Annotated in this window: 20 protein-coding genes; 12 read left to right on the forward strand and 8 right to left on the reverse strand. The window is 51.5% G+C overall.

Annotated features, from left to right (window positions below; all coding sequences use genetic code 11):
• Nucleotides 1-21 precede the first annotated feature (21 nt).
• From B0B12_RS04215 to B0B12_RS04225, 3 genes are read right to left on the reverse strand one after another with little or no spacing between them, the layout of a single operon-like run.
• A complete protein-coding gene (locus tag B0B12_RS04215) occupies nucleotides 22-1,149 on the reverse strand; it encodes an outer membrane beta-barrel protein (protein ID WP_076666219.1) in 1,128 nt (375 codons plus the stop codon).
• 12 nt (nucleotides 1,150-1,161) lie between these two features.
• Complete coding sequence (locus B0B12_RS04220; RefSeq protein ID WP_076666220.1) at nucleotides 1,162-2,043, reverse strand: hypothetical protein; 882 nt, start codon at nucleotides 2,041-2,043, stop codon at nucleotides 1,162-1,164.
• 18 nt (nucleotides 2,044-2,061) lie between these two features.
• On the reverse strand, nucleotides 2,062-2,595 hold the full coding sequence (locus tag B0B12_RS04225; RefSeq protein ID WP_076666221.1) for an RNA polymerase sigma factor: 534 nt from the start codon (nucleotides 2,593-2,595) through the stop codon (nucleotides 2,062-2,064).
• A gap of 258 nt (nucleotides 2,596-2,853) precedes the next feature.
• On the opposite strand from B0B12_RS04225, the gene B0B12_RS04230 reads away from it, so the two are divergent.
• The 3 genes from B0B12_RS04230 to B0B12_RS04240 all read left to right on the forward strand — a co-directional run bounded on the left by B0B12_RS04230 (nucleotide 2,854) and on the right by B0B12_RS04240 (nucleotide 8,851).
• Complete coding sequence (locus tag B0B12_RS04230) at nucleotides 2,854-3,177, forward strand: DUF6660 family protein (RefSeq protein WP_076666222.1); 324 nt, start codon at nucleotides 2,854-2,856, stop codon at nucleotides 3,175-3,177.
• A gap of 102 nt (nucleotides 3,178-3,279) precedes the next feature.
• Nucleotides 3,280-7,677, forward strand: coding sequence for a CusA/CzcA family heavy metal efflux RND transporter (locus tag B0B12_RS04235; protein ID WP_076667661.1), 4,398 nt, complete (start codon nucleotides 3,280-3,282; stop codon nucleotides 7,675-7,677).
• 1 nt (nucleotide 7,678) lies between these two features.
• Nucleotides 7,679-8,851, forward strand: a complete 1,173-nt coding sequence (locus B0B12_RS04240; protein ID WP_076666223.1) for an efflux RND transporter periplasmic adaptor subunit — start codon at nucleotides 7,679-7,681, stop codon at nucleotides 8,849-8,851.
• 183 nt (nucleotides 8,852-9,034) lie between these two features.
• On the opposite strand, the gene B0B12_RS04245 is transcribed toward B0B12_RS04240, so the two are convergent.
• Nucleotides 9,035-9,754: an arylesterase gene (locus B0B12_RS04245; RefSeq protein WP_076666224.1), complete on the reverse strand. Its 720-nt coding sequence runs from the start codon at nucleotides 9,752-9,754 to the stop codon at nucleotides 9,035-9,037.
• 143 nt (nucleotides 9,755-9,897) lie between these two features.
• Here B0B12_RS04245 and B0B12_RS04250 point away from each other — a divergent pair, with 143 nt between their 5' ends.
• Both B0B12_RS04250 and B0B12_RS04255 read left to right on the forward strand, forming a co-directional pair.
• Entirely contained in the window at nucleotides 9,898-10,614 is a 717-nt protein-coding gene (locus B0B12_RS04250) for an ABC transporter ATP-binding protein (RefSeq protein WP_076667663.1), read from the forward strand.
• 223 nt (nucleotides 10,615-10,837) lie between these two features.
• A complete protein-coding gene (locus B0B12_RS04255) occupies nucleotides 10,838-13,348 on the forward strand; it encodes an ABC transporter permease (protein ID WP_076666225.1) in 2,511 nt (836 codons plus the stop codon).
• 142 nt (nucleotides 13,349-13,490) lie between these two features.
• On the opposite strand, the gene B0B12_RS04260 is transcribed toward B0B12_RS04255, so the two are convergent.
• The 3 genes from B0B12_RS04260 to B0B12_RS04270 form a co-directional block, all read right to left on the reverse strand.
• On the reverse strand, nucleotides 13,491-13,853 hold the full coding sequence (locus tag B0B12_RS04260; protein WP_076666226.1) for a CoA-binding protein: 363 nt from the start codon (nucleotides 13,851-13,853) through the stop codon (nucleotides 13,491-13,493).
• A 91-nt stretch (nucleotides 13,854-13,944) separates the two neighbouring features.
• Entirely contained in the window at nucleotides 13,945-15,522 is a 1,578-nt protein-coding gene (locus tag B0B12_RS04265) for an NAD(P)/FAD-dependent oxidoreductase (protein ID WP_076666227.1), read from the reverse strand.
• Nucleotides 15,523-15,763: 241 nt separating this feature from the next.
• Entirely contained in the window at nucleotides 15,764-16,732 is a 969-nt protein-coding gene (locus B0B12_RS04270) for a tryptophan 2,3-dioxygenase family protein (protein WP_076666228.1), read from the reverse strand.
• A gap of 346 nt (nucleotides 16,733-17,078) precedes the next feature.
• On the opposite strand from B0B12_RS04270, the gene sdaAB reads away from it, so the two are divergent.
• The 7 genes from sdaAB to B0B12_RS04305 all read left to right on the forward strand — a co-directional run bounded on the left by sdaAB (nucleotide 17,079) and on the right by B0B12_RS04305 (nucleotide 24,617).
• Nucleotides 17,079-17,756, forward strand: a complete 678-nt coding sequence (gene sdaAB / locus B0B12_RS04275; RefSeq protein WP_076666229.1) for an L-serine ammonia-lyase, iron-sulfur-dependent subunit beta — start codon at nucleotides 17,079-17,081, stop codon at nucleotides 17,754-17,756.
• A 14-nt stretch (nucleotides 17,757-17,770) separates the two neighbouring features.
• On the forward strand, nucleotides 17,771-19,249 hold the full coding sequence (locus B0B12_RS04280) for a TolC family protein (RefSeq protein WP_076666230.1): 1,479 nt from the start codon (nucleotides 17,771-17,773) through the stop codon (nucleotides 19,247-19,249).
• Between the two features lie 9 nt (nucleotides 19,250-19,258).
• Entirely contained in the window at nucleotides 19,259-20,650 is a 1,392-nt protein-coding gene (locus tag B0B12_RS04285) for an efflux RND transporter periplasmic adaptor subunit (RefSeq protein ID WP_076666231.1), read from the forward strand.
• A gap of 9 nt (nucleotides 20,651-20,659) precedes the next feature.
• Nucleotides 20,660-21,649 (forward strand): NAD(P)H-dependent glycerol-3-phosphate dehydrogenase, encoded by a 990-nt coding sequence (locus tag B0B12_RS04290; RefSeq protein ID WP_076666232.1) that lies wholly within the window; start codon nucleotides 20,660-20,662, stop codon nucleotides 21,647-21,649.
• A gap of 84 nt (nucleotides 21,650-21,733) precedes the next feature.
• Nucleotides 21,734-22,723 (forward strand): acyltransferase family protein, encoded by a 990-nt coding sequence (locus tag B0B12_RS04295; protein WP_076666233.1) that lies wholly within the window; start codon nucleotides 21,734-21,736, stop codon nucleotides 22,721-22,723.
• 35 nt (nucleotides 22,724-22,758) lie between these two features.
• Nucleotides 22,759-23,169 (forward strand): (deoxy)nucleoside triphosphate pyrophosphohydrolase, encoded by a 411-nt coding sequence (locus B0B12_RS04300; protein WP_083704076.1) that lies wholly within the window; start codon nucleotides 22,759-22,761, stop codon nucleotides 23,167-23,169.
• A gap of 44 nt (nucleotides 23,170-23,213) precedes the next feature.
• Entirely contained in the window at nucleotides 23,214-24,617 is a 1,404-nt protein-coding gene (locus B0B12_RS04305) for a methyltransferase RsmF C-terminal domain-like protein (protein ID WP_076666234.1), read from the forward strand.
• A 49-nt stretch (nucleotides 24,618-24,666) separates the two neighbouring features.
• On the opposite strand, the gene B0B12_RS04310 is transcribed toward B0B12_RS04305, so the two are convergent.
• Nucleotides 24,667-25,854 (reverse strand): class I SAM-dependent rRNA methyltransferase, encoded by a 1,188-nt coding sequence (locus B0B12_RS04310; protein ID WP_076666235.1) that lies wholly within the window; start codon nucleotides 25,852-25,854, stop codon nucleotides 24,667-24,669.
• Between the last annotated feature and the right edge of the window lie 45 nt (nucleotides 25,855-25,899).

Here is a 25,899-nt window from a genome sequence, read left to right on the forward strand (position 1 = left end):
AATCACCTAACAAACAGTTCTTTAGTTGAACAGCCTCAGGCCGAAGCTGATCACATTGGCGTCCGGGCCACGATTGTCTTTGAACAGGTCATTCATGTTGTATTTCACGAACAAATCCAGGTTGCCGTAGCCTACCACGCCGGTCAGGCCGTACTGGAAGTCGCTCAGGTTATAGCTGCTGCGTACTTTTTCCTTCTGCGTCTTGCCACCGTCCTCGAACTTGAACTTGGAGTGAGCACCTAGGCGGTAGCCGGCGAACGGACCAACACCGATCTTAAATCCTTCTTTGCCATTCTGGCGCTTAAACTTCAGCATCGGCATGAGCGGCACGTTTACAGATGAGTGCGTCAGCTTAGACTTGTCGTAGTTGATTTCAGTTTCACGGCGGAAAAAGGTTACATCATTCACATCCTCCTCAATCACGAAATTGCGGTCGAACATGTAGTTATTGAAGGCAAACTCAAGACCTGACATCAGGTAGAAGGGGCTTTTGCGGCCACCAATCTGAGAGTTCAGGTGCCAGTTCAGGCTCACGTAACGCGATCCGAGCGGTTTCAGGTCAGGCACCTGCTGGTCGTCGGCGTTCAGGAAATTGTTCAGGCCCAGGTCCACATCGAAATTGAAGCGGGTGGCTTTGTAGGACTTGCGCTCGTTGCTGGTGCGGATGCTGTCGCGTTCGGCCCGGTTCGGCACATTCACGTCTACTTTCGTGTTGCCATCCTTTTCCTCAATTTCCACATCAATCTTGATGTTTTTGTTGATGCGGATCTCATGCTTTTCCTTCGTCACTTTGCCGTCCTGGCCCGTCTCCTGTACCGTAATGGTCACTGTTTCGGGGTCGTTGCCCTCCTTTCCAAACACAACCGTTGTTTCCTGCGACTTAAGTTCTTTGTTGGCGCTGTCCATGCGGTCCACCTGGTCCACATACTTATTCAGCACACGCATGAGGGAGTCGAGGCTATAATTTTCGAAGGCTTTGAGCTGCTCTATGTTCTGCAGGTATAGCACCATTTTGGCGCCGTTTGCCATTTTCACCACAATGGTGTCTTGCTGGCCGAGCCTTTCGCCTATGGTTAGACCGCCTTTGGCAGACGCACCGGTGGCTGCAGCCATGAGGATGGCCGTTACGAGAAGTAGTATCTTTTTCATGGTTTTAAAAGATTAGAGATTAATGACTTTAGATATTTTCTGTTTTCCTATTTGTGTTTCAAGTGCAATTCTGTCTGCATTGATGCCGAGTTCCGACAGCTCAACCTTTTCCCCGTTCGACAAATTTCGAACCTGCTTGAAGATGTTTTTGGCCAGTTTTTGCTTTTTCTCAAAGCCGTTTAGTTCTTCGTTCTCTTCAAACTCTTGGGTGGCCACGGCACGCTTTATTATAATTTCGACAGGTTGTGCATTCATATCGACTGTGTTTGAAGCAAATACAACCGGCGTGGTTTCTCCTGTGTTACCGAGGTCAACCTGCTGAGGAGCGTCAGGTATAGCCGGCCGCTCATTACGTGCCAGGAGTTGTGAAGTGGCGACTACGTTTTTTGCACTGTTTTTCAAGCCGACACTCTTAGCAGCCGACTTTGACTTTGCTTTGGCGATAGTATGTCGGGCAACCACCTCCGACTGCTTAGGTGCACTAACTACAGTCTCAGCAGGTATAGCGAACTCTTTTGCTTTATCATCTGCTGAAGGAGTGGCGGCAGATTCCGTTGCCTGTGCTATTTGCCCTTCGGTAGTGGCGGGTTCAGGTATAACGAGCGGCTGCTCTGGCTTCAAACCATTGTGACTGGCCAGGCCATCCCGCTCAACTGGCACAGTACCGTTCTGCACGCTGTAAAACACTACGCCCACTGAAAGTAAAAGCGTAATGGCTGCTGCGATGGAGTAGGAAAGCCACATAAAGCCACGCGGTTTTGCTTCACTCTTGTTGGCGGCAGGCATCTCCGTCTCAATCCTGTCCTGTAATCGGTTCCAAAGGTCGGCAGGCGGCGTGGGCGACGAGCCTCCCAAACGCTCCTTGAATAGTTTGTCTATGTCTTCTGGTTTCATGATTGAACCTCCTTCTTATCAGCTGGCGACTGCTTCACGTCCGGTCAGTCTTCGCTGCAGCATGGCGCGCGCTTTGCTCAGCTGCGATTTCGAAGTGCCTTCCGTAATGTTCAGCATGTCGGCTATTTCTTTGTGAGAATATCCTTCTATTGCATACAGGTTAAAAACTGCCCTGTAGCCGGCAGGTAAAGTGCGCAACAACTCCAATAGTTCGCCTTCCGCCAGATCGTTGTCGGCTCCCATGCCGCCCGCCACTTGTACGTGGTCATCCTCGATCGACAGGTATAGCGACTCCTTTTTTCTCAAAAACCCAAGCGCCTCGTTTACCATGATGCGTCTTACCCAACCCTCAAAGCTGCCCTTGCCTTCGAACTTGTCTATGTTTTGGTATACCTTCATAAACCCGTTCAGCAAAGCCTCTTCCGCGTCCATCTGGTTTTTGAGGTAACGCAGGCACACGCCGTACATCGGCGAGGCAAAGCGTTCGTAAAGGCATTTCTGCGCTTTACTTTCGGCCTTCTGGCAACCTGCTATTAACTCCTGTTCCGTCACGCTGGGTAAAATTTTATCAAATAGTGTCGCTTGTCTGGCCTTTGTCTGAGCTGTTTTGCTGCTCTTTACCTCTTAGATGAAGATACTTGTCGGGAGGTTGCCTAAGCAAAAATAAATTTCTGATATTTTTTTGAGAGCGCCCTACCGTTGGCTATGAAATATAGGCTGTCAGCTAGATTTTATTTAAGCCATTTAAGAATAATTCTGAATTAAGGCCATTGGAACCTGTTTCAAATAGAATGGTTTATATTTGTAGACATGAAGTTCGTGGCTATCATCTTTTCCCTGTTCCTGCTTTGGACGGCTTGCTTGCCGTGCACGGACAAGATCATGGAAAGCCATGAACATCACCCTAACCTGACGGACGTTGCTGACACTACCGGCGAATCACCTTTTCACCAAGACACCTGCCCACTGTTCTGTAGCTGCGGTTGCTGTGCGACCTTTACAGTTACCGTAGAGCCGGCGCATATTGTGTTTCGTATACCTGTTATTCCTCAGACCAAACCTCTCATCTACCCGGAGCTGCGCGAAATCAAGATCGCTTCTACCTGGTGGCACCCTCCGCGGCTGGTAGCCTGATCCAATCTCAAGTTAAAATGCAGCTTAAAGCATAACCACAGGCCCTGAAAAGTGCTTGGGGCTTTGCTGCATTCTTATTCCATTGATAAAATCAAGCTTACCATGTTTAATAAGATCATCGATTTTTCGATACATAACAAACTGGTGATCGGGTTGATGGTGCTGGCATTGATCGTTTGGGGAACGTACTCCCTTACGCAACTGCCCGTAGACGCCGTTCCCGACATCACCAACAACCAGGTGCAGGTGGTGACCTCTTCGCCTACACTGGCTGCCCAGGAAGTGGAGCGCTTCATCACAACCCCTATCGAAATGGCGCTGGCCAACGTGCCGGATGTGGTGGAGATGCGCTCTGTTTCGCGCTTTGGGCTTTCCGTCATCACGGTCGTGTTTAAAGACGAAGTAGACCAGTACCTGGCCCGGCAAATGATTTCAGAACGTCTGGGCGATGCCGCCAGGCAGATACCGGAGGAGATGGGCACGCCTGAACTGGCTCCCGTTACGACCGGCTTGGGCGAGATTTACCAGTATGTGCTGGTGACAGACCCGGAGAGTGATAAAAAATACAGCCCTACCGAGCTTCGCACCATACAGGACTGGATCGTACGACGTCAACTGCTGGGCACGCCCGGTGTGGCGGATGTGAGTAGCTTTGGCGGTTTCCTGAAAGAATACGAGGTAGCTGTGAACCCAGCGAGCCTGCGCAGCATGAACCTGACCGTCACCGATGTGATTGGGGCGCTGGAGCAAAACAATGAAAATACCGGCGCAGCCTACATCGAAAAAAACCAGAATGCCTTTTTCATCCGGGGACTTGGACTGGTGAGTTCGCTGGAGGATATCGAAAAAATTGTTGTGTCCAACCGGAATGGTATGCCGGTGCTGGTGCGCGACGTGGCCAAAGTGCAGTACGGTCACCCCGTGCGCTATGGTGCGCTTACCCGCAACACCGAGGGTGAAGTGGTTGGCGGTATCGTGCTGATGCTGAAAGGAGCCAGCTCTTCCGAGGTAATCAAAAGCGTGCAAGATAAAGTTGCTACTATTCAGTCCTCTTTACCTGAAGGTGTCATCATCGAAGCGTACCTGGACCGCAGCGATTTGGTGAGCAAGGCGATCAACACGGTGGCGACGAACTTAATCGAAGGCGGTCTGATCGTGATCTTTGTTTTGGTGCTCATGCTTGGAAACCTACGGGCAGGACTTGTGGTGGCCTCTGTTATACCTTTATCGATGCTTTTCGCGCTGGGTATGATGAATGTGTTTGGCGTGTCGGGCAACCTGATGAGTCTGGGCGCCATTGACTTCGGCCTGATCGTAGACGGTGCTGTGATTATTGTAGAAGGCGTGCTGCACTTCATTGTAGTCAAGAACAAAGATCTGCCACTCCGACGCTTGACCCAGCAGGAGATGGACCTGGAAGTAAAAAGCGCTGCCTCCAACATCATGAACTCCGCGGCCTTCGGTATGCTCATCATTCTGATCGTATACCTGCCGATTATGGCCCTGGTAGGTATAGAAGGCAAGATGTTCAAGCCAATGGCCCAGACCGTGAGCTTTGCTATTCTGGGTGCTTTTATCCTGTCACTTACTTACGTGCCGATGGTATCCACGCTGATGCTCAGCAAAACCACCAAGCACAAACCCAATATCTCCGACCGTCTGATGGGATTTTTGGAACGGGTATACCGACCGGTTATTACCTTCGCCCTGCGTAGCAAGGGAATTGTAATCGGAGCAGCGCTCGTGCTTTTCGCTTTCAGCCTGATTGTGTTCAGCCGCATGGGAGGGGAGTTCTTGCCAGATCTGGAGGAAGGCGACTTTGCGATGGACTTGCGTCTGGTACCAGGCGCTTCGCTCAGCCAAACCATCGAAACCACTACCAAAGCCAGTGAAATTCTGCTGACACAATTCCCGGAGGTAACGGAAGTGATCGGTAAGATCGGCACAGCCGAGATCCCAACGGACCCGATGCCGATTGAGGCGGCCGACGTTATGATCCTGCTCAAGGACAAGGACGAATGGACCAGCGCCAGCAACCGTCAGGAACTGGCCGCCAAAATGGACGAGGCACTGAAAGTGCTGCCCGGCGTGAACTACGGCTTCCAGCAACCAATCCAACTGCGCTTCAATGAACTGATGACGGGTGCCCGCCAGGATGTGGCCATCAAGATATTCGGCGAGGACCTGGATCAGCTTTCCGATCTGGCCGGTCAGGTAGACAAACTGATTGCTCCCGTGGAAGGGGTGCAGGATATTTATGTGGAAGAAGTAACGGGTCTGCCGCAGATTGTGGTAGACTACAACCGAGCGCGTATGTCGCAGTATGGTTTGCAGGTGGCTGATGTAAATGCGGTACTCCGTACTGCATTTGCCGGTCAGACTGCCGGAGCCATCTACGAAGGCGATCGCCGCTTCGACCTGGTGGTACGCATGGAGGGCGGTGCCCGTAACGACCTGAATGACATCGAAGACCTGTTTGTATCGCTGCCAGCGGGTGGACAGATACCGCTTCAGCAAGTGGCGGACATCCGTTTTGAGGAAGGCCCGATGCAGATTTCGCGTGAGGATGGCCGTCGCCGTATTGTGGTGGGTTTCAACGTGCGCGAGCGCGACGTGGAGTCGATTGTATCCGAAATTCAAGATAAGTTGGAACGTGAACTACCGCTTCCGGCTGGCTATTACATTACCTATGGCGGACAGTTCGAGAACCTGGTACATGCCAAGGAGCGTCTGTCGATTGCCGTTCCGGCCGCCCTTTTGTTGATCCTACTGCTCTTATACTTTGCCTTTAAGTCAGTCAAGCAAAGCCTGCTCATTTTCACGGCTATACCTTTGTCAGCCATCGGCGGAATTTTCGCGCTTTGGCTACGCGATATGCCCTTCAGCATCTCGGCTGGCGTTGGCTTTATCGCTCTGTTTGGTGTGGCTGTATTGAACGGTATCGTACTGATCGGTTACTTCAACCAGCTGAAGCGGGAAGGGATGACGGATGTTTACGAGCGTGTACTGCTGGGCACAAGCGTGCGTCTTCGTCCGGTACTGATGACGGCTTCTGTAGCGGCTCTGGGCTTCCTGCCGATGGCACTTTCCGGCTCAGAAGGAGCGGAAGTGCAGCGTCCGTTAGCTACAGTCGTAATCGGAGGCCTATTTACATCTACCTTGCTGACGCTGGTAGTATTGCCGGTGCTCTACTATATTTTCTCTTCCAACGAAAAGCCAACCGAAGAGCAAGTGCATCACAAAGCAGTACCCGTACACTTTATCACGCTGCTTCTCATTGCAGGAGGAACTCTGTTTGCCGGACAAGGTATAGCACAGTCGGTGCAGGGTCCGTTGAACCTCGAGCAGAGTATCAACTATGCCCGCGAGCATAATCTCGGCCTGAAAAGCGCGGCCTATAGTGTGGAGCGGGAGCAGGCCCTGCGCGGCGCTGCCACTGATCTGCCCAAGACAAATATTTCTTATAGCCGTGGGCAGATCAGCACGATCAATCAGGACGAGTACATTTCTGCTTCCCAGCAGTTCGCCTTTCCGACCGTTTACCGCAATCAGGCGCGATTAGCCGATGCCAACATCAAACAGTCCGAGGCCCAAAAGCAGATCGTAGAGCGTGAACTTGTCCGGGATGTGAAGCAGGCCTGGTATTCGCTGCAATACCAGAACGAACGCCTGCGGCTGTTGCAACAGCAGGACAGCCTATACGGACGTTTTACCCGAGCCGCTACCATCCGCTTTAAGACAGGGGAAACCGGCTATTTAGAACAAGCCACCGCCGAAACACGCAGCCTAGGTATAAGAACAGAACTGCAACAAGCCCAGGCCGATCAGCAAATAGCCGAGCGAAGATTGCGTCAATTATTGCAGGCAGAGGAGCCGCTTCGCTTTACCGACGAGCGCCTGAGCAAGCGGGAAATTGTCATACAGGCCGATAGTTCTACCTTGGCATCGAACCCATACCTGGCCTTTCTGCAAAGTGCCACACAGGTAGCCGAAAGACAGAAACAAGTGGAGCAATCGCGTCTGCTACCAGACTTTACGGTCGGTTACTTCAACCAAACCTTTATGGGTGAAGCACCCCGTGATAACCCCAACCGCGTGTATGGCTCCGGCGACCGCTTTACGGGCTATGAAGTAGGCATAGCCCTCCCGCTTTGGTTCGGGGCGCAGCGCTCGCGCATCAAGGCGGCCAGAATGAATGAGGAAGCCGTGAAAAGCCAGGTACGCTATCAGCAGCAGCAGCTCATGACAGAGTTGCAAAACCTGGCGCAGGAGTTGCAGAAGCACGCTAACACTTTGGCTTTCTTTGAGCAGGGCGCCCTGCGGCAGGCCGAGCAAATGAACAAGGCGGCCGAACTCAGTTTCCAGACCGGCGACATCGACTACGTGGAGTATGTGCAGGCCTTGGACCAGGCTTACCAGCTACGCACCAATTACCTCAACGCCCTCCGGGAGTACAACCAAACCATCATTAGTTTAGAATTCACTGCAGGACTCGAATAACATGACAGCATATAAAATCAAAATCATCACCCTTTGCGGACTTATCGCGCTGGCCTCATGCTCCAAGCAGGCGCCTGCCGAAGAGCCGGAAGCCGCTACAACAGAAACCACTACCAGCACATCGCCGTTTGTTGTCACCTTTTCGGAACAACAGCAAAAAATGGGTAACCTGGAACTGGGCACCATCGAAAACAGGCCTTTGTCGGCCCGTATTACAGCTAACGGACAGCTTCAACTGCCACCACAAAACAAGGCCAGCATTAACCCATTAATGGGCGGTGTGGTGCGCAGCATACCTGTCAAAGAAGGAGAGTACGTGAAAAAGGGCAAGGTGCTGGCCACTATCCAGAACCCGGAGCTGATCAAGCTGCAGGAGGAGTACCTGACCACGCGCAACCAGCTGCGTTTTGCCGAGCAGGACTACGAACGCCAGCGCACCCTCAGCGAGGAGCAGGTAGGCTCGCGCAAGCGTTTTGAGCAGGCCGAGTCGGATGTGCAGGTACAGCGCGCCCGTATGAAGGCGCTGGCGACCCACCTTTCTGCCATGGGTGTTTCGCCAAAGAGCGTAGAAGCAGGTCAGATCACGTCCACCATGGCCATCACTGCCCCGATTGACGGCTATGTGCGCGTGATTGACGTGAACATGGGCTCTTACGCACAACCAGGCCAACAAATGTTCGAGATCGTGAACAACCGGCACTTGCATCTGGAGCTCAATGTGTTTGAGCGCGACTTCAGCAAAATGAAAGAAGGACAGAAGGTGTTGTTTACCATGCCGAATGTGGCCGGTGAGCCCCTGGAAGCCGAGATTTTCGCATTGGGTAGAGCTTTTGAGGGCGATTCGCGCATGGTAACGGTGCACGCCGAACTCGAGAATGAGAAAAATGCCAATCTGTTGCCAGGCATGTATGTGAACGCGCAAATACTGGCCGGAAAACAGGAGATGCCCACACTGCCTGAAGAGTCGGTGGTGCGCTACAAGGGCAAGCACTACGTGTTTGTGAAGGAAGGCCCCACCACGTTCCGCATGCAGGAAGTGGAGACAGGTGTAGCCGAGGGCGGTTTTACGGAAGTGAAGCCTAAGGCCAAGTTGCCCGAAGCAGCGCAGGTGGTAACCATAGGTGCTTACTACGTACTAGCCGAGAAGATGAAATCGGAAGTGGCTGAAGACTAACAGGTATAAGACCAATGTAAAAAAATACAGCGCCGGCTCCAATGAAGGGACCGGCGCTGTTATTTTTTGAAAGGATTAATTATTAATTAAACTTTCAACTTTTAGCCATGCTTTTATACGTGGCAATGGTTGTGTTTGGTTACAAATCTTTGAAAATAATTTAAAAATTTTTCAAAAAGTGGTTTAGGAGGCTCTATTCGCAATTAAAATTGGCTCCAGCACCGTCCACACATTGTCCGCCAGGATGCGCTGCCCCTCAATCGTCGGGTGTATGCCATCGCCCTGGTTCAATGCCCGGTCGCCTGCCACACCTTCCAGCAGGAAAGGTATAAGCGTCACATCCTTGTCCTCAGCCAATCGCGTGAAGACCTGTTGGAACTCCTGGGTATAGCGCTGACCCATGCTCGGCGGCATCTGCATACCTGCCAGAATGATGGCTGCCTCCGGATTTTGCTCCCGTACCTTGTCGATGATCGTACCGAGGTTATCGTAGGTCGAAGCCGGGTCTATACCTCTCAGACCGTCATTGGCACCCAGTTCCAGCACAAACACGTCAATGGGCTGTTTCAGGAGCCAGTCGATACGACTTTTGCCACCTGCAGAGGTTTCACCACTTAGTCCGGCATTCACGGCTTTGTAAGGGAGACCCAACGAATCAATGCGCTCCTGAAGTAGGGCAGGGAACGCCTGGTCAGGCTCCAGTCCATACCCGGCCGTCAGGCTGTTTCCGAAAAAGACGATTGTCTTGACTCGCTCGTTTTTAGGGGCTTCGGCAGGAGTGGTGGTGTCGTTTTGTACCTGCTGCTCTGTTGTCACCTGTTCGGTAGTCCCCGCCTGATCACAGCTGGAAAAAGTAAGGGAGAGGGCTATAAATAGGGAGATATACTTGCTCTTATTGTTCATGTAGCTGATTTTTTCCTAAATTTAGTTTTATCAATCTTAAAACCTATAACGACCTGTAGAAGTTATTAGGTTCGGGAATAGCTCAGCGTTTTCCTATACCTGTTGTGCTATACCTGTCGTTCCATTTCAAAAAACACAAAAACGTGTCTACTATACTAGAAATCAATAACCTGAAAAAAACCTACAACAGCGGCGACCGTCACCTCACCGTGCTCGAAGGCATCAACTTTACACTGCAAGCCGGTGACACCTGCTCGATTGTGGGACCATCTGGCAGCGGTAAAACCACGCTACTGGGACTTTGCGCCGGACTTGATCGTGCCAGTAGCGGCTCCGTTATCCTGAACGGTGTGCGCCTCGATAATCTGAGCGAAGACGCTAGGGCGCAGGTGCGCAACCAATATGTGGGTTTTATCTTTCAAAACTTTCAGCTTATACCAACTCTTACGGCGCTTGAAAACGTGATGGTGCCGCTCGAGCTACGCGGCGAACGCAACGTACAGCGCGAAGCCATGGACCTGCTGGCCCGTGTGGGCTTGGCCGAACGCCATGACCACTACCCGACACAATTGTCAGGTGGGGAACAGCAGCGGGTTTCACTGGCAAGGGCTTTCTCCAACCGGCCTACCATTCTGTTTGCTGATGAGCCCACCGGCAACCTCGACGAGGAAACCGGCGAGAAGGTAGAGAAGTTGCTGTTTGACCTGAACCGCGAGGCCGGCACCACGCTCGTGCTTGTCACCCACGACCTCGAACTGGCTGAGAAGACACAACGCATTATTCGCATCAAGGGCGGTCATGTAGTCTCCGATACAGGGGCTCCCGAGCGGGTTCAGCAACCGGAGGGCTCCAATTTCTGAAGTGGCACTTGGCAAAAGAACTTTTTGACAAAGGACAAAAGAGGCCAAAGCTTACATAAAGTGCAGGTTAGATACTCCTTAAGCACATTGTCTAACGATTCTTTTGTTTGAGAAATAAACAGCAGTACAACAATAACTTACTTCACCAAACATAAAGTATACCTTGTCTAACAACAAGCCAAATCCAGATAAACCCAGGCTGAACATACCCTGGCTTCTCAAAATGGCCTGGCGCGATACGCGTCGCAGTAGGGGAAGGCTGTTGCTGTTCCTTTCATCCATCGTGCTGGGTATAGCCGCTTTGGTGGCCATCAACTCGTTCCGTGACAGTCTGCAACTGGCTATCGACGAAAAAGCTAGAAGCCTGATTGGCGCTGATCTGGTGATGGGCATGAACAAAGAGCCTGACTCCCTATCCTTAGCCATCATCGACTCGGTGAGTACGTTGGGCGAGCGCTCGGACGAGAACCGCATGATGTCAATGGTTTACTTTGTAAAGAGTAACGATACCCGCCTGGTACAGGTACGGGCGCTGGAAGGCGGTTTCCCTTACTTCGGTGCTATCGAGACCAATCCGGTTGAAGCCAGCCTCAGCTTTCGGGAAGGCAAACGGGCGCTCGTAGACTATAACCTGATGCTGCAGTATGAGGCTCAGATCGGAGACTCGATCCGGGTGGGTGCCGTAACCTTTGCCATCGAAGGTGCCCTGCACCGTATACCTGGGCAGACGGCCATGACGGCTGCCGTAGCCCCCGTAGTGTACATTCCACGTCAATACCTACCCGAGACCGGACTGATCCAGCGCGGCAGCCGGGTTTCCTTTTACTATTACTATGATCTGAACGAATCTGTGCAGCCGGATACGCTAGCCAACAAGTTGGACCCACGCTTTGAGGAGTACGGCATGTTCTACGACACCGTAGAAACCCGAAAAGCGAGCATGGGCCGTTCTTACGACGAGCTAGCCCGTTTCCTGGCATTGGTGGGCTTTGTGGCCTTGCTGTTGGGATGCGTAGGCGTGGCCAGCGCGGTACACGTGTACATGCGCGATAAACTGGCTACTATCGGAATACTGCGTTGCCTGGGTATGAGCGGCAAGCAGGCCTTTTTGGTATACCTGTTTCAGGTGATGGGCATGGGCTTGATCGGAGGTATAGCCGGTGCGGCTCTGGGCAGTGTGGTGCAGTTGATTCTACCGGAGTTGTTCAAAACATTCCTGCCCGTTTCGGTGGATGCGTACTTTTCTGTGACTGCTGCTACCCAGGGCGTGCTGCTAGGGGTGATCGTATCGGTTTTGTTTGCACTACTACCTTTATTGAGCATCCGGCAAGTATCGCCACTGATTACGCTGCGCGCCACCGTTGAGCACCTGACGAACCAGAAGGATCCGCTGCGGTGGGCGGTATACGGTTTGCTCTTAGGCTTTATCGTGGTCTTCTCGCGCTGGCAACTGGGTACCTGGTGGCAGGCGCTCTACTTTACGGGTGGCGTTATCGCGGCCTTCCTGGTGCTCGCACTACTCGCCAAAGGGCTTTCCTGGACCGTCAAACGTTTCTTCCCGGCACACTGGGGTTACGTATGGCGGCAGGGACTGGCAAACCTCTACCGACCCAACAATCAGACCCTGTTGCTGATGGTGTCAATTGGTTTGGGCACGGCGCTGATTGGTACACTTTTCATGGTACAGCGCACTTTGCTGAGCGAGGTGTCCCTTTCTGGCACCGAGAACCAGCCCAACCTGGTGCTTTTCGATATCCAGAACAGCCAGCGGGAACAAGTAGCCGACCTGACCAAAGCGGAGGGACTGCCGATCCTGTACTTTGACCCGATCGTGACCGTCAGGCTGGAGCAGATCAACAACCTGACGCTGGCCGATGTGCGCAAAGACACGACGCTGGAGATCAGGCCACGAAATTTCACGCGTGAATACCGGGTAACGTACCGCGACCATTTAAGTGATTCGGAGAAAACGGAAGCAGGAGAATGGAGCGAGGGGCAGTACAAGGGCGCTGACAGGGTACCTGTATCGCTGGAAGAAGGGTATGCAGAGCGTATCAAAGTAAAGGTAGGAGACTCGCTGGTGTACAATGTGCAAGGTGCGACTATACCTGCACGTGTGGCGCATCTGCGCCGTGTGGATTGGAACCGGGTGCAGACCAACTTTCAGGTGCTTTTCCCGGAAGGTGTGCTGGAAGAGGCACCACAGTTCCATGTACTGATGACGCGTAGCGACAACGAGCAGCAGGCAGCGCAGTTCCAGCGCCGCATGGTCGAAACCTTCCCGAACGTATCGGCCATCGGGCTCGACCTAATCCTTCGTACGCTGGAGGAAGTGGTGAGCCAGATCTCTTTTGTGATTCAGTTTATGGCGCTCTTCAGCATATTCACGGGTTTGCTGGTGCTGGTGGGCTCTGTCAATGTCAGCAAATTTCAGCGGGTGCAGGAGAGTGTGCTGCTACGAACACTGGGCTCTAACAAGAAACAAATATTAGGTATAACGCTGATGGAGTACCTGATGCTAGGCATCCTGGCCGCCGCGGTGGGCTGTGTGATCGCTTTTGGCGCCGCCTGGGCCTTGGCAGTATTTAGCTTCGAGATGGAATTCGTACCAGTACTCTGGCCATTGCTCATCATCTTTGTGCTCGTGACTTTGCTGACGGTGGTGGTAGGCCTACTCAACAGCCGGGGTGTTTTGAACAGGCCGCCATTGGAAGTGCTGCGGCGGGAGGCATAAAAACAAAAAAGGGATCTCTTGAAAGATCCCTTTTTCTAAAATTCGCATAGACAACAAATGCCATCTGCAAACTTTGATTATATTGGATTATACGCCCACCTTCTGCAGAGGTTACAGCTTCCGATTAAAAATACCGGAAAAATTAATAAGTACTGGAGGCCAGCATAACGAGCGTGCAGTGGTGCATGGTTTCTATACCTGCATCCTCAGCCATTTGCTCCAGTTCACGGTTCTCTGTACCCGGATTGAAAATGATGCGCTTAGGCCTTAATGTGAGGATATAGTCATACCAGCTCGGCTGGTTTTGCGGTCCCACATAAAGCGTGACCGTATCAATCCCTTCTATTTTCTGTTCTTTATCGGTGATGATGGGCTGTCCGCCGACTTCTCCTTTGCGAATGCCCACCGGCACCACTTCGTGGCCGTGCTGCTGCAGCCGGTGAATGGCCTTGTAGGCAAAGCGGGATGGATTATCGGTAGCACCCAATACAAGTGTCTTTTTCATAGTTCAGCTTTTGTTGATCCCTCTATTTAACCGCAATGAGACCTGAAACGTTACAGCGCAATAAGGTATAAACCAGATGCAATACTGCACGCTATACCTGTTGCAGCACTTTAGCCGCAATTCTCTCTGCGCAGCGCTCCCCATCCATTGCCGCCGACGCGATACCGCCCGCATAGCCGGCGCCTTCTGCGCACGGGTATAAGTTCTTGATCTGCACATGTTCCAACGTTTCCCGGTCGCGGGGAATGCGCACAGGGGAGGAGGTACGGCTTTCTACCCCGACGATCTGGGCATTGTTGCTTAGGTAACCGCGCATTTTGTTACCAAATGCCTTGAAACCTTCGCGAAGACGATAGGCCATCTCGGGCGAGAACAACTGGTTCATATCCACTGGCGTGAGGCCGGGTTGGTAGGAAGTTTCCAGTAAGGCGCCACCAGTTTTCTGAAGTGTGAAGTCGAGGAGGAGCTGGGCAGGGGCTTTCTGCGTCCCTCCGGCCATTTCGCAGGCTTTTCGTTCAAGGGCTTCCTGCATGCGCAGGCCTGCCAGCGGGCCATACTTATCCAACTCCATGTCTTCGAGTTCAATGGCCACCACTATACCTGAGTTGGCAAATTTAGAGTCACGGCGACTGGGCGACATGCCATTCACTACCACTTCGCCGGGCGCTGTAGCCGATGGCACGATGAACCCACCGGGGCACATGCAGAAGGAGAAAATGCCGCGCTGTTTGTTGTCATAAACCGTCTGGTGTACCAGCGCATAAGAAGAGGCTGGCAACCAGCAACCGCGGTCTTCACACTTGTACTGGATGCTGTCGATCAGTTTTTGCTGATGCTCTACGCGAACGCCCATCGCAAAAGGCTTTGCTTCGATGGTAATGCCTTTGTGGTGCAGCAATTCAAAGATATCGCGCGCGCTGTGGCCAGTAGCCAGGATGACGGCCTCGCCTAGGTATTCCTGGCCATCCTGCGTCACGACACCCTTCATATCGTCCTGCTCCAGTATAAAGTCAGTCACGCGCTTGTCGAACAGCACCTCGCCACCTGCAGCTTCGATGCTTTCGCGGATGGCAGAAATGATGCGGGGCAGTTTGTTTGTGCCGATATGCGGATGGGCGTCGAACAGGATGTCGCGGGTAGCGCCATGCTGCACAAAAATTTCGAAAATGCGTTGCAGATCGCCGCGTTTTTTAGAACGGGTATAGAGCTTGCCATCTGAATAAGTACCGGCACCGCCCTCCCCAAAACAGTAGTTCGAGTCCGGATTCACGATGTGCTCTTTGTTGATGGCAGCCAGGTCACGACGGCGGGAGCGCACATCTTTGCCACGCTCAAGCACTATTGGCTTCAAACCAAGTTCTATACAGCGCAATGCCGCAAACAGCCCGGCAGGACCGGCCCCGACAATGATCACTTTCCTGGCATTACCGACATCGGAGTAAATATACTTAGCTGATATAATCTCAGCAGGAGGGGTGTCCAGGTATAAGTCAGCTCTTACACGGAGCAACACCTGACGACCGCGCGCATCGATGGAGCGCTTGATGCGGTGGATGTGCTTTACCTGCTCTGCTTTGAGACCAGCACTTAAAATGAGCTCACGCTCCAACAATTCGTCGTTGTACGCCACCTCAGGCGACAACACAACTTCAACTTCTTTCTTCTTCATTTACAGTTTGTAAGGTATTTATCCTTAAAGTTTTTATTGAGTGATTGAGTGTGTTAGTGAATGAGTGATTTATTGTTTTATTTGATTAAGTGGTTGAGTGAGTGATTCATTTATATCTTGATAATTATTGACACTCAACGTTTGCGAAAAGCTCTAAGAAAGAGATAATCATCCATCAAAGCATGCAAGGTATAACCACTCTTAAAATCACTCGTTCACTAACTCACTCAATCACTAACTTCTAAATCTCTCCGTTCAGCACTTTCTCAACCCAGCCTTTACCCCAGTTGTTCAGTTCTTCTTCGTTCCAAAGTTCTGGGTAGAAGATGCGCTTCTGGAATTTAGGAGGCAGGTATTTTTGCCAGTTGGTGCCACCAGTAGCAGCGATCACTTCCGGATCGCGCTGTAAATAGCGCACGGCCGATTTATAGTGCATCAGTGGCCAGTTCACGTTCACGTTGCTGTCCAGTTCACGCAATTGACGGATCAACCGGGGATTTTGCTGTTCCTCCTCAGACAAACGCTTGTAGGCGGACCAAACGTTCATATGCTCGTACTGCTTTGCAAACTGTATCAACTGAACAGTGTACTTTTCCTCAAATCGGATCAATGTAAGTGTTTTAGCGCCAGACGAAACTTCGGTAGCGCCTTCCTTCCAGTAGATGCAGCCCATCAGTTCTTCGTGTGTGCTCTGCAACCCTAGCGCCTTGCGTTTCTCTTTATCAGTCAGGTTGCGCAATTCCGTAGAGGCGATCTCGATCATGCGGTACTGCACCGACTGGAAACCACTGGCCGGCATGAGCGCCATCCGGAACTGCAGGAACTGCTTCGGATCCATGCCGTCTACCATCACATCAAAGGAGTCGATCAGGTTTTCGAAATAGCGGTTGATTCGCTTCAAGCGTTTCAAGAGTACATCACCTGTAAGCTGCTTGTCTTCACCAATTTGCCTGTACTCTTCCAGACACAGCTTGAAATAGAGCTCCGTGATCTGGTGATACATAATGAAGATCTTTTCATCAGGAATAGAAGTGCGTGGATTCTGCAGACTCAACAGGGTATCGAGGTGGATGTAATCCCAGTAGTTGAGGTAATCCGTATAGTAAAGTCCTTCCAGATAGGCAGCCAGGTCCTGGCCGAGCGGCACGTACTTAGCTTCCAGTCTTCTGAGCTGCTCCAGCACTTCCGGCTTAAAAGGTTGTTGCTCCATGGTATGCAGATGGGGGTTGGTGAATCGCCATTCTTCCACAAATAAAGTAAAACAATCGCACAGAATTCGGCTGCATGCTCATATTTATCGCACGCTATCTTTAAAACACGCTGGAGTTGAAATAAATCCAAATCTTGCAGGCAACCTTTTATACAAAAAGCACATCCTGTGTACGGGCAGCGTCAAATTCAAGCTGATGTGGCTGGTGGTTAATGGTTCTATTGACTATATTGATAGAGTAAATTCGACTGTTGGTAGAAATCCAAAGAATATAACAGTGAAAAAATGTTATCATTAGCCTAATTTGTTAAATTTGGGTTTTACGATATTTACCCGCTCCAGCTCCATGGCAGAAAAAAGCAGTGTTTTTGATATGATCGGCCCTATCATGATCGGTCCTTCCAGCTCGCATACCGCTGGCGTTGTGCGCATTGCGCGCGCTGCCATCCGCGTGTTAGGGGCTGCTCCCGAAGAAGCCATCATCACCTTTTATAATTCCTTTGCACAAACTTACGAGGGCCATGGCTCCGATCGTGCCATCATAGCGGGTCTACTGGACTTCAAAACAGATGACAAACGCATCAAAGAGGCTTTCGATCATGCCAAAGAGCGAGGCCTGAAGTATACCTTCCGCTCGGTTGGAAACGCTTCTACTATGCACCCCAACACGATCAAGCTAAACCTGAAGGCAGGTGACCGCCAGGTAGAGGTGATCGGACAGAGCCGCGGAGGCGGAGTGATTAATATTGTGGAGGTAGACGGTTTTACGGCCAGCTTTTCTGCCAACCTGCACACCCTCATCATTGACGCAGACGACGTGAAGGGCAGTATCGCTTTTATCGCCACCGTCATCGCGCACGATGACTGCAACATTGCCACCATGAACGTGTCCCGCAAGGGCAAAAACGAAATGGCCCGCCAGTTCATTGAGATGGATTCCGGCATCAAGCCCATCACGTTGGAGTACCTGAAGCAGTTGAGCTGGGTGAAGCACGTGATTTACATTCCAAACATCGATCTTTAAGAAGAAGATACACTATGAAAAAAATGTCAAACAAAGTGCTTTTACTGGCTCTTGGCCTCACTGTGGGCGGTTTTGGCTCCGCGATGGCGCAGCAACAGGGTGCTGGCGGCGATGGCATCTGGTCGTTGCAGGAAGCCGTTGAGTATGCTAAAGCGAACAACCTGAACGTGCGCCAAAGCAGCCTGAACCGCGATTTAACCAGAGCTGACCTTAATCAGTCGAAGGCGGCCAGACTACCGAGCATCAATGCCAACGGCAATTACAGCTTTAACACAGGTTCGTTCCAGGACCCGGTAAGCTTTAACCTGCAAACACAAAACGCACGGACTTCCAATGTTTCGATCAATGCGTCGTTGCCTTTGTTTGCAGGTTTTCAACAGGTTAACCAGATCAAGCAAAACGAATTGAGCCTGGAGGCAAGCGAGCAGGAATTTCTCTCTGCACAAAATGATGTCACCATCCAGATCGTAACGGCTTATCTGAACATCCTGTTTGCCAACGAGCAAATGGCTGTTTCAGAATCGCAGCGCAACCTGACCAATGAGCAATTGAGACGTACTCAGGCGCTTTTCAAGGCAGGCAGCGTAGCTGAAAACGCGGTATTGGATCTGGAGTCGCAGCTCGCGACAGATGACCTAAACTATATCACAGCGCAGAACCAGCGCGATATATCCAGGTTGACCCTGATGCAGTTGCTAAACATCCCGACAACTGAGGAGTTTCAGGTGGAGATACCTAATATACCAGATCCCGAAGAAAATCCGGTGATTGTGGACGGAAGTCAGGTATACGACGTGGCTTTGCAAACATTGCCAGCGATAAAGGCTGCGGATTTACGACTGCGAAGTGCTGAAACAGGTTTGAGTGTTGCCAAGGGAGCTTATTATCCCCGCCTGAGCCTGTTCGCTGGTGCAGGTAGCCGTTATGCTAGCACTAGCCGAAGACTTATCGATGTGGAACAGGTGGTCGTGGGTCGATTTCCACAAGTTGTATACAGCAGCAAAGATGGCCCCGCAACTCAAACCCTTTGGTTTGACAATGTGGAGACACGGCGCATTGACGAATATTACGGCATGTTCCGTCAGTGGGACGACAACCTGAACACACAGGTAGGCTTGTCGCTCCAAGTGCCTATCTTGAACGGTTTCCAGGTACGCACCAACGTGCAGCGCGCGAAGCTGCAACAGCAAAATGCGCAGCTGAATGCCGACATTGCTAAAAACAACCTGCGCCAGACCATCGAGCAGGCTTATGTAGATGCTGTTGCCGCGCAGCGACGTTATGCGTCGGCCCGCCAGCAGGTGAACGCCTCTGAAAAGAACTTCCGCAATGCTGAACTAAGACTTCAGGGTGGTGTGATCAACACCGTAGATTTCAATGTGGTAGCGAACACTTACCGCTCTGCCCAGTCTAGTTTGATACAGGCAAAATACGACTATACCTTTAAACTAAAAGTTCTGGACTTCTACCAGGGCAAAGACCTTTCTTTCTAACATAAAATTATGGCTGCAAAAAAATCGAATAAGCTTATCTACACCCTGATAGGCGGACTGGTTCTGATTCTGATACTGGCGCTGGGAGCTAAAAAGGCTGGCTGGATCGGTAAAGAAGAAGGAACAGAAGTTGTATTGTCAGAAGTCAAACGTACCGAGATCGTTGAAAAGGTAAGTGCCTCTGGAAAGGTACAGCCTGAGACAGAAGTAAAGATCAGCCCGGACGTGTCTGGTGAGATCATCGAGCTGACCGTGCAGGAAGGCGACTCTGTTGTAAAAGGACAGTTGTTGGTGCGCATTCGCCCTGATAACTACAAGTCATTGGTAGACATGCAGACGGCTGGTGTAAACCAGGCCCGTGCCAACCTGTCACAGTCGAAGGCGCGTTTGGCACAATCGCGTGCTAATTTTGCGCAGGTAGAGCAGAACTTTAAGCGTAACAAGAGCCTTTTCGATCAGAAGGTAATCTCTGAGGCTGAGTTTCAGCAGATCAAAGCGCAGTACGAAGCCGGTAAGCAGGAGATTGAGTCTTTGGCGCAAAGCGTGCGTGCAGCTGAGTTCGGCATTCAGAATGCGCAGGCCTCTCTGAATGACGCCCGCGAGAACCTGAACAAAACCACTATCTATGCACCTGTAAGTGGCACCGTGTCAAAACTTAATGTAGAGCGTGGCGAGCGTGTGGTAGGTACATCGCAAATGGCTGGTACCGAAATTATGCGCATTGCCAACCTCAACAACATGGAGGTGCGCGTGAACGTGAACGAGAACGACATCATCCGGGTAGGTATGGGTGACTCGGTAATTGTAGAAGTGGACTCCTATACCAGCCGCGACGAGAAGTTCAAAGGCATCGTGACGTCTATCGCCAATACGGCAAAAGACGCTGCTTCTTTGGAGGCTGTAACCGAGTTTGAGGTGCGCATCCGTTTGCTCAACGACTCCTACAGCCACCTGGCCGATAAGAATGCACGTCCTTTCCGCCCGGGTATGACCGCCTCGGTAGATATCATCACAGAGCGCAAAAACAATGTTTTATCTGTACCTTTGTCGGCAGTGACGACTCGTTCGAACAAGCCAGCCAAGGCAACGGGCGAAAATGCTGAGGAGAAAGAAGCTGATAAGAACGCGGAGGAAGCTCCTGTAGCCCCTGCAGGTCCGGTAGAAGAAGTAGTGTTCGTACACGATGCTAACAATACCGTTAAATCGGTGAAGGTAAAAACAGGCATCAGCGACTTCGACAACATCGAGATCCTGAGCGGTCTGGAGGAAGGCCAGAAGGTAGTTTCCGGTCCGTTCAGAGCTGTATCGAAAACGCTGAAGGACGGTGCCAAAGTGGCTGTGAAGGACGAGAAATCACTGAACAAATCAGCTTTGGCTGATGCGAATGGTGAAGAAAAATAAACATCCGATTTGGAAAAAATTGCTGTAATAGGAGGGGGAAGCTGGGCTTCGGCTCTGGTGAAGATACTCTCAGAGAACAAATCACAGGTACACTGGTGGATGCGCAACGAAAACGACGTGCAGCACCTGATCAATTACCGCCACAATCCGCGCTACCTGAGTGGCGTGACCTATGACCTGAACTACGTAAAGCCCTCAACGGACCTGCGCAATGTCGTAGCCGTGGCGGACTGGGTGATATTGGCAGTCCCGGCTGCTTTTATCCAATCGGCTCTGAGCGGACTGGAACAGAACGCCCTGAAGGACAAAGTGCTGATTTCTGCCATCAAGGGCATGATCCCGAAGCAGAACATCCTGATCACGGATTACCTGGGTCAGCAGTACGGTGTCCCGAACAGTCACCAACTGGTGGTTGCCGGCCCTTGCCATGCTGAGGAAGTAGCCATGGAAAAACAGTCGTACCTGACCATTGGCTCCTACGATTTGCCTACGGCAGAACGCTTCTGCGAACTGCTTCGCAACCGCTACGTCAAAGCCAATCCGCTTGAGGACCTGGACGGGGTTGAATACTGCGCTGTGATCAAGAACATCATTGCGTTGGCCTGCGGTATAGCCCGAGGCCTGAACTACGGCGACAACTTCCAGGCAGTTCTGGTATCGAACGCCATGCAGGAGATCGAGCGCTTTCTGCATGCCGTTATGCCGATCCACCGCGACCTGAGCGGGTCGGCCTACCTCGGTGACTTGCTGGTGACAGCTTACTCGCAGTTCAGCCGCAACCGTACATTCGGTAACATGATCGGCCATGGCTATACCGTGAAATCGGCCCAGATCGAGATGAACATGGTGGCGGAAGGATACTACGCCGTGCAAAGCATTTACGAGCTCAACAAAAAGCTGAAGGTGAACATGCCAATCACAAAGGCGGTATATCTGATCCTGTACGAGCGCATCGCACCGGCAGTGGAATTCGAAATATTGAAGGAAAAGCTTACGTAGGCTAAGCGACCAAAGACGCGAAAGGCATACCCGGTGGTGTGCCTTTCGCGTTTAAAGCCCTGACCCAACGGCTGGGCCTGACACATGAAACAGCACTTCCAGCAAATTGATATATTAAAGGGACTGGCTATTGTGGCCGTGCTACTACTGCACTCGCTTTCGCGTGGGCAGTTGGTGGATAGTTACGCGATTTACCACATCTGGCAGGCTGTTCCGGTTTTTATGGTGCTGATGGGCCTGAACCTAGGCATGTCCTACGGCAGCAAAACCCTGCACTTCAAGCAGCTCTATACCCGACACTACTTCCAGAAGAAGGCGCTGCGCATTATTTTCCCGCTCCTTCTAATCTATGCCATCGCTCTGGTACTGGGTTTTGTTTGGGAACAGGTATACGGAAGGGAGGTCTATACCTTAGATTGGAAAAACCTGATCGGGGTGCTGCCTGTTTCAGGCAAGGGAAATTACTTTATCACACTTTTACTTCAGTCCCTGCTCGCGCTTCCGCTGATTGGTTATACCTTCCATCGCTGGCCAATACTTACTACGCTGGTGCTGGTACTCCTCGAAATCGCCTTTCAGGCGCTAGCGTTCCAGATCAGCTATTTCAATCAGGACCGTTATCTCTACGATGCCGCCTTGTTCCGTTACTTTTCAGCCATTGCCTTGGGCCTGTGGCTTTCCCGCTTGATCACAGCATCAAACAGCAGGTATGGCTGGCTCTTGCTGCTCGCCGGTCTTGCCAGTGGCGTATACCTGTACTTCCATATTTACCAGCAAGTCAGGCTGCCTTACATCCGGCCGGAGTGGCAAGCGCAACTGTTCCTCACGTTCCCTTTTGCCACTTTGCTCTGCTATTGGGGTATACTGGCTTTCCCGCAGCAATCAAATGTTCCGGTTCTCAAAGGTATGGCCACGGTTGGGAAGGCGTCTTACCATATATTCCTGGTGCAGGTGCTTTACTTTGGCCTGGTGGTAGATGACTCTAATATTGCCCTTAATTTAACGGTGTGTCTGGTAACAGGTATGATCTTCTACTGGGTCGAATCGTTTTTAAGCAAAAAAATATCGAGATAAAAGTATAACTTCGTTCTATTTGAGTAACTTAAGGTATGATTACTAAAGTAACTTGTGCCCTTATTGAACAGTACGGTCGTGTGCTCATCACCCAGCGCAGCGAAACCATGCCGCAAGCTATGCTGTGGGAATTTCCGGGCGGGAAAATAGAAGAGGGAGAAACAGAAGAAGCCTGCCTGGTGCGGGAAATACAGGAAGAACTGAACCTTAGCATCACCCCGCTGCAGCGCCTGACACCCGTTCTCCAAACATACGGTGACAAAACCATCGAGCTGATACCTTATTTGTGCCAATATAACAGCGGCGCCATCAGGTTGGCAGAACACCGGTCTTACCATTGGGTTCAGCCGCATGACATGACTAGTTATAACTGGTGCCAAGCCGACATTCCGATCGTACAGGAATATTTGGCAATGGCCGCTGAGCAATTTTTAGGTAACAAGTAAAGCCAACCTTTTCCCGAAAAGGTCAAATTGCCGTACCTTTGGGTATGGAATTACCACAATCATTTGTCCAGCGCATGAGGGGGCAGCTGGGTGCGGACTACATCCGTTTCGAGCAAGCACTGCAAAAACCTGCGCCAATTAGCATACGCCTGAACAAAAGCAAGCTGCCAGGCCAACCAAACCTGCCGCGCGTGCCCTGGACTGAAACCGGCTATTACCTGCCGGAGCGTCCGCAATTTACGCTCGATCCACGTCTTCACGCAGGGGCTTACTACGTGCAAGAGGCCAGTTCCATGTTTTTAGAGCAGGCCCTGCGTCAACACCTCGACCTCAGCCAATCCCTCCGGATACTCGACCTTTGCGGCGCGCCCGGCGGCAAGTCCACCCACATTGCCAGCCTGATCTCACCCGACAGCCTGTTAGTTGCCAACGAAGTGATCCGTAGCCGCGCCGGCATTCTGGCTGAGAACGGGACCAAGTGGGGGAGCGGCAATGTAGTAGTGACCAACAACGACCCGCGTGATTTTAACCGGCTACCCGAGTTTTTTGATGTGATGGTGGTAGACGCACCCTGCAGCGGTGAAGGTATGTTCCGCAAAGACCCACAGGCCATGAACGAATGGTCAGACGAAAATGTGAACCTCTGCGCCCAACGCCAGCAGCGTATCTTAATGGACGTGTGGAATGCCCTGCGACCAGGCGGACTACTTATCTATAGTACCTGTACCTGGAATTTGGCTGAAAATGAACAGAACATTGCCTGGCTGGCCCAACAGGAAAACGCTCAGCCGCTCTCCCTTAAACTGGATCCGGCCTGGGGAGTAGAGGCTACTTCTCTCGATGGGGTGTCTGGCTATCGTTTCTATCCGCATCAGGTACGGGGGGAGGGTTTCTTTTTATCCGTTATCCGAAAGGCGGGGGAGTATGAAGCACCGCAGCGATCCTCTAAAAAGAAAAAATATAAGCTGACGCACGCCGGTAAGAAGGAAAAGGCTCTGGTAAACGACTGGTTGTTGGAGCCGGAGCGTTTTGCCTGGGTGCAGTATGGGGAGGTGATTTCGGCTATACCTGAGAATCTGTTCGAGGAAGTGGATGAACTCTACCAGAACATGCACGTGATCTACGCTGGCACTGAGATAGCCGAAGTGAATGGCAAAAAACTGAAACCACTGCAAGCACTGGCGCTCTCGCAGTACCTCAACCAAGAAGCTTTCCGCACCGAAGATCTTGACCTAGAATCGGCGTTGCGCTACCTCCGCAAAGAAGACATCGGCATCAGCGGCAACAGCAACGACTGGATCCTACTTCAGTTCGAAAACCAGTCCCTCGGCTGGGCCAAACAAGTCGGCAATCGACTAAATAATTATTATCCGAAAGAATGGCGGATCCGAATGGAATTGCCAGATAAATTAGCTGAAAGTTTAGAGTTATGCGTTAAGAGCGATTAGCGATCACATACCTTCTTAACTCATAACTCTAAACTTTTAACTAGCAAACCTATTCCACCATCAACACCAGCCCTTTCAAGTACTCGCCTTCGGGGTGGAAGATGGAAATGGGGTGATCTGCAGGCTGAGTGAGGTGGTGCATGATCTTGATGTTGCGACCGGCCTCAATGGCAGCTGCCATCACCGTGTTGTTGAACAGGTACTTGTCTACCACTTGTGAGCAGGAGAACGTGAAGAGTATGCCGCCTGGCTTGATGCGCTTCATGGCCTCGGCATTCAGGCGCTTGTAGCCCATCACGGCATTGTGGCGCACTTTCTGGCTTTTGGCGAAGGCAGGCGGGTCTAGCACGATCACATCATAACGGTCTTCTTTGCCTTTCAGGAAATCAAAAGTATCTATTGCAAAGGCTTCGTGGCGCTCAGGTGCCTGACTCAGTTCGCCGTTTTTGATCGTTAGTTCGATCGCCTTTTTCGACACGTCCACTGAGTGTACTTCTTTGGCTCCGGCGTTGAGGGCGTATACCGAGAAACCTCCGGTATAGCAAAACGTGTTCAGCACCGATTTGTCTTTCACATAGCGGGCCAGCAATTCGCGGTTTTCGCGCTGGTCTATAAAGAAGCCCGTCTTCTGGCCGCTTTCCCAGTCCACAAAAAACTGGTGCTCGTTCTCGGTCACCACCACGCCACCGCTCGACTCGCCGAAGAGATAGCCATTCTGGGCCTGTACCGGCATCTTTGCCGGGAGTGACTCCGCGCTTTTGTCGTACACCGCTTTCAGTTTTGTACCGTAGATTTCCTGCAGTGCTTTGGCAATGTGCTCGCGAACCGAATACATGCCCACAGAATGCGTCTGGATCACAGCTGTGTCTTTGTAGATGTCCACAATCAGGCCGGGCACGCCATCACCCTCGGCGTACACCAGGCGGTAAACGTCAGTATGTGGATTATCGATCAGGCCCAACCGCTTGCGGTAGTCGTAGGCTTGCTGCACCTTGCGTTTCCAGAAAGTATAGTCCGGCTCCACTTGCTCAAAAGAGAACACGCGCACCGCAATAGAGCCCGGTGCCCAATGGCCCATGCCCAGAAACTCACGCTGGTTGGAGTAAACCTCCACAGTGTCGCCTTCTTCAGGCTCCGATCCTTCAATTCTTTTAATAGCGCCAGAGAAAACCCATGGGTGAAAGCGTTTCAGGGAGTGTTCTTTCCCTTTGGCCAGGTATAGTTTGGTTAATGACATTTATGGAATGTGCTGATTTTTGAAAATGCCGATTTTGCTCAGATT

Source organism: Pontibacter indicus, from assembly GCF_900156345.1.
In the GTDB taxonomy this organism is placed as follows: Bacteria; Bacteroidota; Bacteroidia; order Cytophagales; family Hymenobacteraceae; genus Pontibacter; species Pontibacter indicus.